Source organism: Klebsiella sp. X13 (assembly GCF_003323835.1).
Taxonomy (GTDB): Bacteria; Pseudomonadota; Gammaproteobacteria; order Enterobacterales; family Enterobacteriaceae; genus Klebsiella; species Klebsiella ornithinolytica.
Window position 1 is genome coordinate 543,460 of the sequence record NZ_CP030874.1, and the last position, 12,293, is coordinate 555,752.

Genomic DNA, 12,293 nt, shown 5'->3' on the forward strand with positions numbered 1-12,293 from the left:
AACAAATAGCATACGAGGTGAGATATGGCGGTTAATTTACGTGGAGTCATGGCAGCGCTGCTTACGCCGTTTGACGGGCAACAAAAGCTGGATAAAGAGAGCCTGCGTCGGCTGGTGCGTTTCAATTTGAGCCAGGGAATCGACGGGTTGTACGTTGGCGGTTCGACCGGGGAAGCTTTTGTGCAAAGCAGCGCAGAACGCCAGCAAGTGCTGGAGATCGTCGCTGAAGAAGCGAAGGGAAAAATGACGCTGATTGCCCATGTTGGCTGCGTCAGTACGCTGGAGAGCCAGCAACTTGCCGAAGCTGCGCACAGCTATGGCTACGATGCGGTGTCCGCCGTCACGCCGTTCTACTATCCCTTCAGCTTTGAAGAGCACTGCGCTCACTACCAGGCCATTATTGATTCAGCTAATGGCTTACCGATGGTGGTCTACAACATCCCGGCGCTGAGCGGCGTGAAACTCTCCCTGGATCAGATCAATACGCTGGTGACGCTGCCGGGCGTGGGGGCATTGAAGCAGACATCAGGCGATCTTTTCCAGATGGAGCAGATCCGCCGGGCGCATCCGGATCTGGTGCTTTACAACGGCTATGACGAGATTTTTGCTTCTGGCTTGCTGGCCGGTGCCGATGGCGGGATCGGTAGTACCTATAACATTATGGGCTGGCGCTATCAGGGGATCGTGAAAGCGCTGCGGTCGGGCGATATAGCGGAAGCGCAGAGGCTGCAGTGTGAATGCAACAAGGCAATCGATCTGCTGATCAAAACCGGCGTATTCCGGGGGCTGAAAACCGTGCTGCACTACATGGACGTGGTTGCTGAGCCGCTATGTCGCAAACCGTTCGCTCCGGTTGCTGAGCAGTTCCTGCCGGAGCTGAAAGCGCTGGCGCAGCAGCTGCAGCAGGAGAAAGCGCAGCTGGGTTGAGGCTAACGGCTTCCCCGCCGCGTGTGCGAGCGGGGCATTCCCGGATGGAGGCGCTATGCGCCCGGTCCGGGTCATAACACGAGCTATATCGGATGCAGTGATAGCGACATCTGGTATGGCAAACCAAGCGTGGGTCTGACCCATCGCGGGAGAGTAAAATGATCGCAACGACCCAGAACATCCCGTGGTATCGCCATCTCAACCGGGCGCAGTGGCGGGCTTTCTCCGCCGCCTGGCTGGGATATTTGCTTGATGGTTTTGATTTTGTCCTGATTGCCCTGGTGTTGACAGAAATCCAGGCAGACTTTGGTTTGACGACCGTAGAGGCAGCGAGTCTGATCTCAGCCGCCTTCATTTCTCGCTGGTTTGGCGGCCTGATGTTGGGCGCAATGGGCGATCGTTACGGACGGCGGCTGGCGATGGTCACCAGTATTATTCTGTTTTCCCTCGGAACGCTGGCCTGCGGCTTTGCTCCCGGTTTTACCACCATGTTTATCGCGCGTCTGGTGATTGGCATGGGGATGGCGGGGGAGTATGGATCCAGTGCGACCTATGTTATTGAAAGCTGGCCAAAGCAGCTGCGCAACAAGGCCAGTGGTTTTCTGATTTCCGGCTTTTCCGTCGGGGCGGTGATTGCCGCGCAAATCTATAGTCTGGTGGTACCGGTCTGGGGATGGCGTGCGCTCTTTTTCATTGGCATCGTGCCGATTATTTTTGCGCTGTGGCTGCGGAAAAACATCCCGGAAGCCGAAGACTGGAAAGAGAAACATCAGGGTAAAGCGCCGGTGCGGACCATGGTGGATATCCTCTATTGTGGCAAACACCGGGCGATCAATATTTTCCTGACCATTGTGGCGGCGACGGCGCTGTGGTTCTGTTTCGCCGGCGAGCTCAACAATGCCGGAATCGTGGTCGCACTGGGGCTGCTTTGTGCCACGATCTTTATCAGCTTTATGGTGCAAAGCAGCGGTAAGCGCTGGCCAACCGGCGTGACGCTGATGGTTGTCGTCCTGTTCGCCTTTCTCTATTCATGGCCTATCCAGGCGCTTTTGCCCACCTATCTTAAAACGGAGCTCGCTTACGATCATACGACCGTGGCCAGGGTGCTGTTCTTCAGCGGTTTTGGTGCTGCGGTCGGCTGTTGCGTCGGCGGTTTTCTCGGCGACTGGCTGGGAACGCGCAAAGCCTATGTTTGTAGCCTGCTGGCCTCCCAGCTGTTGATTATTCCCGTCTTTGCTATCGGCGGCACCAACGTGTGGGTGCTGGGGCTGTTACTGTTCTTCCAGCAGATGCTGGGTCAGGGGATCTCCGGGATCTTACCTAAATTGATCGGCGGCTATTTCGATACCGATCAGCGTGCTGCGGGTCTGGGTTTTACCTATAACGTCGGTGCCTTAGGTGGGGCGATCGCGCCGGTGCTCGGTGCGCTGATCGCGCAGCGAATGGATCTGGGCACGACGCTGGGATCGCTCTCTTTCGGCCTGACCTTTGTGGTGATCCTGCTTATCGGACTGGATATGCCCTCGCGTGTTCAGCGCTGGATCCGCCCGGAAGCGGTGCGAACGCACGATGCGATTGATGGCAGGCCCCTGAGCGGGGCGGTGATGCCCGGCGCCAACAAACGTGGATTAGTGAAAACCAGGTAACCCGTGCCCGGCGCCAGCGCCGGGCAACGAGATAAATCAGGGAGTTATTATGTCTTTGCTTGAACAACTGGGTCGTCGCATCAGCGCCCACGGCGGATTAATTGTCTCATGTCAGCCGGTCCCCGGTAGCCCGCTGGATACGCCGGCGATTGTCGCAGCGATGGCGCTGGCAGCCGAACAGGCTGGCGCGGTGGCATTGCGTATCGAAGGTGTTGAGAATCTGCGGGCGACCCGCGCCCGGGTGACAGTACCCATTATCGGTATTCTCAAACGTGACCTCGATGATTCACCGGTACGCATTACCCCATTTTTAGAGGATGTTGATGCTCTGGCGCAGGCGGGGGCGGATATTATTGCTTTCGATGGTACCCGTCGGACGCGCCCGGTGGCGGTGGAAGCACTGCTGGCCCGTATCCATCAGCAGTACAAGCTGGCAATGGCCGACTGTTCATCCGTTGAAGATGGCATCTTCTGTCAGCAGCTCGGTACGGAAATTATCGGCACCACGCTGTCGGGTTATACCACGGCGCACACGCCGGAAGAGCCTGATTTGGCGCTGGTACAGGCGCTACACGCAGCGGGATGTCGGGTGATTGCCGAAGGGCGCTACAACACGCCAGCGCAGGCGGCAGAGGCCATGCGTCATGGCGCCTGGGCGGTGACCGTAGGCTCCGCCATTACGCGGCTGGAACACATTTGCGAGTGGTACAACACGGCGCTGAAAAAGGCGGTGCAATGACGACGCTGGCGATTGATATTGGCGGCACCAAGCTAGCCGCCGCACTGATAGACAGCCGATTGACCCTCCTGGAGCGGCGTGAAGTCCCCACGCCAGCCAGTCAGACGCCGGCGGCATTAGCTGCCGCGCTGGCGGCGCTGGTGGCCCCCCTCTCGGCGCGCGCGGATCGTTTTGCTATCGCCTCCACCGGCATCATTCAGGACGGCATTCTGACCGCCATCAATCCAGCGAACCTGGGCGGACTGGCACATTTTCCTCTGCAGGCGTGTTTATCCGACCTCACGGCGTTGCCCGGTATTGCCCTCAATGATGCTCAGGCAGCGGCGTGGGCGGAATATCATGCGCTGCCGGAGAAAGTCAGCGAGATGCTCTTTTTGACCGTTTCAACCGGCGTTGGCGGGGGGATCGTCAGCCAGGGCAGGCTGCAGACCGGTCGCGGAGGCCTGGCCGGCCATTGCGGTCATACGCTGGCGGATCCTGCCGGGCCGCTCTGCGGCTGCGGTCGGAAAGGCTGTGTCGAAGCTATCGCTTCCGGGCGCGGTATCGCGGCGGCGGCCGGCGGTGAGCTTTGCGGGCTGGATGCAAAAGCGATATTTGCTCTGGCGAGGGAGGGACACCCGCAGGCGCAGATATTAATTCAGCGCTCGGCACGCACGCTGGCGCGACTGATTGCCGACCTGAAGGCCGTGACGGACTGCGCCTGCGTTGTGATCGGCGGCAGTATCGGTCTTGCAGACGGCTACCTGAAGCTGGTTGAGACGTACTTGTCACAAGAACCCGCGCTTTATCATGTTCCGCTGCGGGAAGCTTACTATCGGCATGATGCGGGCCTGTCAGGAGCGGCATTATGGGCACAGGGAGGAAAGATATGATTCTGGGTCATCTACAGCAGCCTTCGCATGCCGGTCTTCCGGCGGTTCTGGTCCGGGCTATCGCCCTGGCGCAGGCCCACGATTTACACACTATCGCTCCCGGAAGCTATGAGCTTCAGGGCGACAATGTATTGATGAACGTCATGGCGTTTCATACCGGTGTGCCGGAAGAGAAAAAAGCCGAACTGCATAGCCAGTTTATTGATATCCAGATTTTACTGGCGGGGGAAGAGCGGATCTTTTATGGCGTCGCCGGGTCGGCCTGTGAGTGCGAAGAAGCGCATCCTGACGAGGATTATCAGCTTTGCCGTCGGATACGCGGGGAACAGGTACTGACATTGCATCCGGATATGTTTGCGGTTTTCATGCCCGATGAACCGCACAAACCCGGTTGCCAGGTCGGGGGCAGCGCCGGGATTAAAAAAGTGGTCATTAAGGTCCGCGCCGCCCTGCTGGCATGATAAAAAAAGCCCGCGGGCTTGCGCCAGCGGGCTCTGTCAGAGACCCGGACAGACAGTTTGTCCGGGTTTGTTGATTACACTTCCAGGTAGTTCAGGATCCCGTCAGCCGCTTTACGACCTTCGGCAATCGCCGTCACCACCAGATCGGAACCGCGCACGATATCGCCGCCGGCAAAGATTTTCGGGTTACTGGTCTGGAACGCGTTTTCATGGCCTTCCGGCGCAATAATACGGCCCTGAGAATCCAGCTCAACATCGTGCTTCGCCAGCCATTCCATGCTGTGTGGGCGGAAACCAAACGCCATCACCACCGCATCTGCCGGGACCACGTGCTCGGAGCCTGCGACGATCTCCGCACGACGACGCCCTTTGGCATCAGGCTGGCCCATCTCGGTACGCGCCATTTTCACGCCGCACACTTTGCCGTTAGCATTCACTTCTACGCCCAGAGGCTGAACGTTGAACTGGAACTCGACGCCCTCTTCACGCGCGTTTTTCACTTCGCGTTTGGAGCCCGGCATGTTTTCTTCGTCACGGCGGTAGGCGCAAATAACGTGAGTCGCGCCCTGACGTACGGAAGTACGCACGCAGTCCATCGCGGTGTCGCCACCGCCGAGAACCACCACCCGTTTGCCTTCCATATTGACGTAAGGCTCGCTGGCGGTTTCGCCAAAGCCCATGGTCTGTTTGGTGTTGGCAATCAGGAACGGCAGCGCATCAAAGACACCATTTGCGTCTTCGTTTTCCAGTCCGCCGCGCATGGACTGATAGGTCCCCACGCCGAGGAACACGGCATCATACTCTTTCAGTAACGCGTCGAGCTGAACATCACGACCCACTTCGGTATTGAGTTTGAACTCAATACCCATGCCGGTGAAAATTTCACGGCGACGGGTCATTACCTCTTTTTCCAGCTTAAAAGCGGGGATGCCGAAGGTCAGCAGGCCACCGATTTCCGGATGGCGATCGAATACTACCGCTTTGACGCCGTTGCGGGTCAGGACATCTGCGCAGGCCAGTCCTGCCGGACCGGCACCGACGATCGCCACCGTTTTACCGGTGGGCTTCACGCCGGAGAGATCCGGGCGCCAGCCCATCTCGAACGCTTTATCGTTGATGTAGCGTTCGATGTTACCGATAGTCACCGCGCCAAACTCGTCGTTCAGCGTACAGGAGCCTTCGCACAGACGGTCCTGCGGGCAGACGCGCCCGCAGACTTCCGGCAAGGTGTTGGTCTGATGCGACAGCTCTGCCGCTTCAAAAATACGCCCCTCATTGGCGAGCTTCAGCCAGTTCGGGATGTAGTTATGGACCGGACATTTCCATTCGCAGTACGGGTTGCCGCAGGACAGGCAGCGATCTGCCTGGGCTTTGGCCTGTCCTTCTGAAAACGGCTCATAAATTTCAACAAATTCAATTTTACGGATCTTCAGCGGTTTCTTTGGCGGATCAACGCGCTGTAAGTCGATAAACTGGTATACGTTCTGGCTCATCTGAATTCCTTACTGCGCCTGCACACGCAGCTCTGCTGCGCTACGACTACGGTGACCCAACAGTGCCTTAACATCGCTGGACTTTGGTTTAACCAGCGCGAATTTCGCGGCAAAAGCCGGCCAGTTGGCCAGGATCTCTTCGCCTCGAGACGAACCGGTAAGCTGCACGTGTTCGGTAATCAGACCACGCAGGTGCTCTTCATGGATAGCGAGAGAGTCAACGCCCAACACTTCCACCAGTTCCGGGTTCACACGTTTACGGAAATCACCGTCTTCATCCAGGACGTAAGCAAAGCCGCCGGTCATCCCTGCGCCAAAGTTGACGCCGGTTTTACCCAGTACGCAGACGATGCCGCCGGTCATGTATTCGCAGCCGTTATCGCCGATGCCTTCTACCACGGTGATGGCACCGGAGTTACGCACCGCAAAGCGTTCGCCTGCACGGCCCGCAGCGTACAGACGACCGCCGGTCGCGCCATACAGACAGGTATTACCGATGATGCTCGCTTCGTGACTGCGGAAGGCGGAGCCCACCGGAGGACGGATTGACAGCAGACCGCCTGCCATCCCTTTACCCACGTAGTCGTTCGCGTCACCGGTCAGATGCAGTTCCACGCCGCCGGCGTTCCACACGCCGAAGCTCTGGCCTGCGGTACCGCTGAAGTGCGCGGTAATCGGATCTGCTGCCAGCCCCTGATCGCCATGGGTCTGGGCGATATAGCCAGACAACGACGCGCCAACGGAGCGATCGGTATTACGGATATCGAACCAGAAGGTTTTGCTCTGCTTGCTGTCCACGAACGGTTTAGCCTGCTGTAGCAGCTGCGCGTTCAGCACGCCGTTATCAAACGGCGGGTTGCTTTCGGTGCAGTACAGCGCTTTACCCGGATGCGGCTCGGCGGTTTCCAGCAGTTTGCTGAGATCCAGCTTCTGCTGCTTCGCGGTAAAGCCATCCAGCACTTTCAGCAGGTCGGTACGGCCAATCAGGTCCACCAGACGCTTCACGCCAAGCTCAGCCATCAGCTCGCGGGTTTCGCGGGCGATGAATTCAAAGTAGTTGGTCACTTTGAACGGCAGGCCGTGATAGTGATTCTTACGCAGTTTGTCATCCTGAGTTGCTACGCCGGTTGCGCAGTTGTTCAGGTGGCAGATACGCAGATATTTACAGCCGAGCGCGACCATCGGGCCAGTGCCGAAGCCGAAGCTTTCTGCGCCAAGAATTGCCGCCTTGATGATATCGAGGCCGGTTTTCAGGCCGCCATCCACCTGCAGACGGATCTTGTGACGCAGACCGTTCGCCACCAGCGCCTGTTGGGTTTCCACCAGACCCAGCTCCCACGGACAACCCGCGTATTTCACGGAGGAGAGCGGGCTGGCACCCGTACCACCGTCGTAACCGGCGATGGTGATAAGATCGGCATAGGCTTTGGCCACGCCGGTGGCGATGGTGCCGACGCCCGGTTCGGAAACCAGCTTCACGGAAATCATCGCTTTCGGGTTGACCTGTTTCAGGTCGAAAATCAGCTGCGCCAGATCCTCGATAGAGTAAATATCGTGGTGCGGCGGCGGTGAAATCAGGGTTACACCCGGGACCGAATAGCGCAGTTTGGCAATGTACGGGGTGACTTTGTCCCCCGGCAGCTGCCCGCCTTCGCCCGGCTTCGCGCCCTGAGCGACTTTAATCTGAATAACGTCGGCGTTGACCAGGTAAGCCGGTGTGACGCCGAAGCGGCCAGAAGCGACCTGTTTAATACGCGACACTTTGTTGGTGCCATAGCGCGCCGGATCTTCGCCGCCTTCGCCGGAGTTAGAGAAGCCGCCGATGCTGTTCATGGCTTCCGCCAGCGACTCATGAGCTTCCGGGCTTAACGCACCGATAGACATGGCGGCGGTATCGAAGCGTTTGAACAGCTCTTTGGCCGATTCGACGTGGTCGATGCTGATGGCGTCATCGCCAGGGTTCAGCGCCAGCAGATCGCGCAGCGTGGCGGCCGGGCGTTCATTCACCAGGTTCGCATACTGCTGATAGTCGTGGTATTCACCGCTCTGAACCGCTTGTTGCAGCGTGCGGACGACGTCCGGGTTGTAGGCGTGATATTCACCGCCGTGAACGTATTTCAGCAGACCGCCCTGATCCAGCGGCTTACGGACCAGCCAGGCGCGTTTGGACAGATTCAGCAGATCCTGCTGGAAGTCATCGAAGCCCGCGCCGCCGATGCGGCTGACAACGCCGAGGAAGCACAGATCGGAAACCTCACGATGCAGGCCAACCGCTTCGAACAGCTTCGAGCAGCGGTAGGAGGCGATGGTCGAAATGCCCATCTTAGACATGATCTTGTACAGGCCTTTGTTGATGCCGTTACGGTAGTTCAGCATCACGGTACGATAATCTTTCTCAATGGCCTTGTTATCAACCAGTTTCGCCAGCGTCTCATAGGCCAGGTACGGATAGATAGCCGTGGCGCCGAAGCCCAGCAGCACCGCGAAATGGTGCGGGTCACGGGCGCTGGCGGTCTCAACGATAATGTTGGCATCGCAGCGCAGGCTCTTATCCACCAGGCGGGTTTGAATCGCGCCTACCGCCATCGGTGCCGGAACCGGCAGACGATCTTTGGCGATATTACGATCGGAGAGCACCAGCAGAACGGTACCGTTACGGACCATCTGTTCCGCTTTATCGCACAGCGCCTTCACCGTTTCGGCCAGCGAGGTTTCTGCGGCGTTAAAGGTGATATCCAGGGTATCGGCGCGATAGTGCTCCTCTTCCATGGTGGTGAGCTGTTTGAAATCGGAGTACAGCAGGATCGGTGATTTGAAGCTCAGGCGGTGAGCCTGGCCTTCCGCTTCGCAGAAGACGTTCATTTCACGGCCGATGCTGGTGGCCAGCGACATCACGTGAGCTTCACGCAGCGGGTCGATCGGCGGGTTAGTCACCTGCGCGAACTGCTGACGGAAGTAGTCGTAAATGATACGCGGCTGGCTGGAGAGCACGGCAAACGGGGTATCGTCGCCCATTGAACCGACCGCTTCCTGGCCGTTTTCACCCAGTACACGCAGGACGGAGTCCAGCTCTTCTGCGCTGTACTTAAACTGTTTCTGGAAGCTGGCGAGCGTGTCGTCATCCAGCTGGCGGCTGCCGACGTCTTCGTCCGGTAGATCTTCAAACGGCACCAGGCGGCGGACGTTTTTCTCCATCCACTCTTTGTAAGGGTGGCGACTTTTCAGGTCATCATCGGTTTCCGCGGAGTGCAGAATACGTCCGCCGCGGGTATCGATAACCATCAGTTCGCCCGGGCCTACGCGGCCTTTTTCGACCACTTCGTCAGGCTGGTAATCCCAAATCCCGACTTCTGAAGCGCAGGTAATCAGTTTGTCTTTGGTGATGACGTAGCGCGCCGGGCGCAGACCGTTACGATCGAGGTTACAGGCGGCGTAGCGACCGTCGGACATCACGATGCCCGCCGGGCCATCCCATGGCTCCATATGCATGGAGTTAAAATCAAAGAAGGCGCGCAGCTCCGGATCCATATCCGGGTTGTTCTGCCAGGCTGGCGGTACGAGCAGACGCATGGCGCGCACGATATCCATCCCGCCGGCCAGCAGCAGCTCAAGCATGTTATCCATCGAGCTGGAGTCGGAGCCGGTTTCGTTCACGAACGGCGCCGCATCGTGCAGGTCCGGAATTAACGGCGTCTGGAACTTGTAGGTACGCGCGCGCGCCCACTGGCGGTTGCCGGTGATGGTGTTGATTTCGCCGTTGTGCGCCAGGTAGCGGAACGGCTGTGCCAGCGGCCAGCGCGGCACGGTGTTGGTGGAGAAGCGCTGGTGGAACAGGCAGATTGCCGACTCCAGACGCAGGTCCGCGAGGTCCAGATAGAAGCGCGGCAGGTCAGCCGGCATACACAGACCTTTGTAAATGTTCACCAGATTCGACAGGCTGCAAACGTAGAAATCTTTATCTTCCTGCAGACGCTTTTCAATGCGGCGACGGGCGATGAACAAACGACGTTCCATATCGCGCGGGCGCCAGCCTGCCGGGGCGTTAACAAAAATTTGTTCAATACGAGGCAGCGAGGAGAGGGCGATTTCACCGAGAACCCCTTCGTTGGTCGGCACTTCGCGCCAGCCGACGATAGACAGGGTTTCACGTTGTAGTTCTTCTTCAACGATGCGGCGTGCCGTAGCCGCCAGTTCAGGATCTTTATTAAGGAATAACATCCCGACGGCGTAATTTTTGGCTAAACGCCAGCCGCGCTCTTCCGCAACGATACGGAAGAAACGGTCAGGTTTTTGCAGCAGCAAGCCACAACCGTCGCCGGTTTTACCATCGGCAAGAATCGCGCCGCGGTGCTGCATTCGGGCCAGTGCGTGTATAGCGGTACGCACTACCTTGTGGCTAGGTTCGCCTTCTATGTGGGCGATCAGGCCGAAACCACAGTTATCCCTCTCAAGGGATTTATCGTACAACATATCAGTGAACCTCCCCAGGCTCTACGGGACACCCTCCGATACCGATTGCGCACGGGCACAGAAAGAGCATGGCGACGGGGTTTGCACCTCGCATTCGCCCTCTTTAAATCCTTTTCGCATCGGTACGCAAGTTTGAGGACTTGCTGTAAGAGGGAATCTCAATTACTGCATAAATATGATGAGCAGAGTGCTCATCCAGAAAGCTTCCAGCGGATTCCCAACTTATCGGGAATCGACACTTACGTCAAATGGCAATCTTATTTATACAAAAATGTGCTATACATGGTTTAACATTATGATAAATAAGATAATAACTGTGTTTTAAGCGGCGCTGAAACGTAGCGGAAAGCATAATCTAGTGTGATCTGTCTCACTATATCGATAGCGTAACATTATCGATCTGTGCTGAACTGCCTATTTATCGCAGAGTATTTATCTGCCTGTTACCTCTAGAGCGGTAAATAACACTGTTTTTTGCCCTGATGAAGATAATGGCAAACCTGAGGTTAAGTATAAGGAAAAGTCATCACAGAGTGAGTGAATGAAATTGCAGTTATCTTGAGTGTTTATGCAATGAGATGAGCGGCCGCGCTGACGATTGATCCAGGTCATCGCCGTCGGTGGCTAAAAATGGCAGGCTTGGCCCCTTTCTTCAGGCCGGTCTATCAGATTATGCAGTTACAAAAATTAGTCAATATGTTTGGTGGGGATCTTTCGCGGCGCTATGGCGAAAAGGTTCATAAACTGACGCTGCATGGCGGGTTTAGCTGCCCGAATCGCGATGGCACTATCGGCCGCGGAGGCTGCACGTTCTGCAACGTCGCCTCTTTTGCTGACGAAGAGCAGCAGCACCACTCTATTGCTGAACAGCTGGCACATCAGGCGCAGCGGGTTAATCGCGCCAGGCGCTATCTCGCTTATTTTCAGGCTTACACCAGCACCTTTGCCGAAGTTCAGGTACTGCGCTCGATGTATCAGCAGGCGGTGAGTCAGGCCAATATCGTCGGGCTGTGCGTGGGTACTCGTCCTGACTGCGTCCCGGAGGCGGTGCTGGAACTGCTCGGCGGCTATCGGGAACAGGGCTACGAAGTATGGCTGGAACTCGGCTTACAGACGGCGCATGACAAAACGCTGCAGCGGATTAATCGTGGGCATGATTTTGCCTGTTATCAGCGTACGACCCGGCTGGCGCGCGAGCGCGGGCTGAAGGTCTGCGCGCATTTGATCGTCGGGCTACCGGGCGAGGCGCAGAGCCATTGCCTGCAAACGCTGGAGCAGGTTGTGAATACCGGTGTGGATGGCATCAAACTGCATCCGCTGCATATCGTCACCGGCAGTACGATGGCCAAAGCCTGGCAGGCGGGACGGTTGCAGGCGATTGCGCTGGATGAGTATACGGTCACTGCCGGGGAGATGATTCGCCACACGCCACCCGAGGTGATCTATCACCGCATTTCCGCCAGCGCCCGGCGGCCGACGCTGCTGGCGCCCCTGTGGTGTGAGAACCGCTGGACCGGGATGGTTGAACTTGACCGCTATCTCAACCAACACGGCGTGCAGGGCTCGGCGCTGGGACGAGCCTGGGTGCCGCGCGCAGCTTTAGAGTAAGGGCGCCCGCATTTTTTGCACAACTTACAGCGTATTGCTCAGAATTGGGTATTATTGTGCGGAGTTGTCGCGAAGGA

At 57.6% G+C, this 12,293-nt stretch carries 8 protein-coding genes; 6 read left to right on the forward strand and 2 right to left on the reverse strand.

What is annotated here, in order from left to right; genetic code table 11:
• The first annotated feature begins 24 nt into the window (after nucleotides 1-24).
• From nanA to nanQ, 5 genes are all read left to right on the forward strand, one after another.
• Entirely contained in the window at nucleotides 25-927 is a 903-nt protein-coding gene (nanA, locus tag DSD31_RS02680) for an N-acetylneuraminate lyase (protein WP_004868212.1), read from the forward strand.
• Between the two features lie 158 nt (nucleotides 928-1,085).
• The gene (locus DSD31_RS02685) at nucleotides 1,086-2,573 is read left to right on the forward strand and encodes an MFS transporter (protein ID WP_113990818.1); all 1,488 of its coding nucleotides are present in this window, start codon (nucleotides 1,086-1,088) and stop codon (nucleotides 2,571-2,573) included.
• Between the two features lie 49 nt (nucleotides 2,574-2,622).
• Nucleotides 2,623-3,312, forward strand: a complete 690-nt coding sequence (locus DSD31_RS02690) for an N-acetylmannosamine-6-phosphate 2-epimerase (RefSeq protein WP_054828878.1) — start codon at nucleotides 2,623-2,625, stop codon at nucleotides 3,310-3,312.
• Nucleotides 3,309-4,184 (forward strand): N-acetylmannosamine kinase, encoded by an 876-nt coding sequence (nanK, locus tag DSD31_RS02695; protein ID WP_004868203.1) that lies wholly within the window; start codon nucleotides 3,309-3,311, stop codon nucleotides 4,182-4,184. The genes DSD31_RS02690 and nanK overlap by 4 nt, the downstream gene beginning before the upstream one ends.
• Nucleotides 4,181-4,645, forward strand: coding sequence for an N-acetylneuraminate anomerase (gene nanQ / locus DSD31_RS02700; RefSeq protein ID WP_086815765.1), 465 nt, complete (start codon nucleotides 4,181-4,183; stop codon nucleotides 4,643-4,645). Before nanK ends, nanQ begins: the two co-directional genes overlap by 4 nt.
• Before the next feature lie 74 nt (nucleotides 4,646-4,719).
• On the opposite strand, the gene DSD31_RS02705 is transcribed toward nanQ, so the two are convergent.
• Both DSD31_RS02705 and gltB read right to left on the reverse strand, forming a co-directional pair.
• Nucleotides 4,720-6,138, reverse strand: a complete 1,419-nt coding sequence (locus DSD31_RS02705; protein WP_015585651.1) for a glutamate synthase small subunit — start codon at nucleotides 6,136-6,138, stop codon at nucleotides 4,720-4,722.
• A gap of 9 nt (nucleotides 6,139-6,147) precedes the next feature.
• A complete protein-coding gene (gene gltB / locus DSD31_RS02710) occupies nucleotides 6,148-10,608 on the reverse strand; it encodes a glutamate synthase large subunit (RefSeq protein WP_113990819.1) in 4,461 nt (1,486 codons plus the stop codon).
• A 672-nt stretch (nucleotides 10,609-11,280) separates the two neighbouring features.
• Here gltB and mnmL point away from each other — a divergent pair.
• Nucleotides 11,281-12,216, forward strand: coding sequence for a tRNA modification radical SAM protein MnmL/YtqA (gene mnmL / locus DSD31_RS02725; RefSeq protein WP_103072934.1), 936 nt, complete (start codon nucleotides 11,281-11,283; stop codon nucleotides 12,214-12,216).
• Nucleotides 12,217-12,293 lie beyond the last annotated feature (77 nt).

Coding starts and splice junctions, on each gene's coding strand:
- nanA (WP_004868212.1), top strand. CDS start 25: ATGGCGGTTAATTTACGTGGAGTCATGGCAGCGCTGCTTACGCCGTTT.
- DSD31_RS02685 (WP_113990818.1), top strand. CDS start 1,086: ATGATCGCAACGACCCAGAACATCCCGTGGTATCGCCATCTCAACCGG.
- gltB (WP_113990819.1), bottom strand. CDS start 10,608: ATGTTGTACGATAAATCCCTTGAGAGGGATAACTGTGGTTTCGGCCTG.
- mnmL (WP_103072934.1), top strand. CDS start 11,281: ATGCAGTTACAAAAATTAGTCAATATGTTTGGTGGGGATCTTTCGCGG.
- nanQ (WP_086815765.1), top strand. CDS start 4,181: ATGATTCTGGGTCATCTACAGCAGCCTTCGCATGCCGGTCTTCCGGCG.
- DSD31_RS02705 (WP_015585651.1), bottom strand. CDS start 6,138: ATGAGCCAGAACGTATACCAGTTTATCGACTTACAGCGCGTTGATCCG.
- nanK (WP_004868203.1), top strand. CDS start 3,309: ATGACGACGCTGGCGATTGATATTGGCGGCACCAAGCTAGCCGCCGCA.
- DSD31_RS02690 (WP_054828878.1), top strand. CDS start 2,623: ATGTCTTTGCTTGAACAACTGGGTCGTCGCATCAGCGCCCACGGCGGA.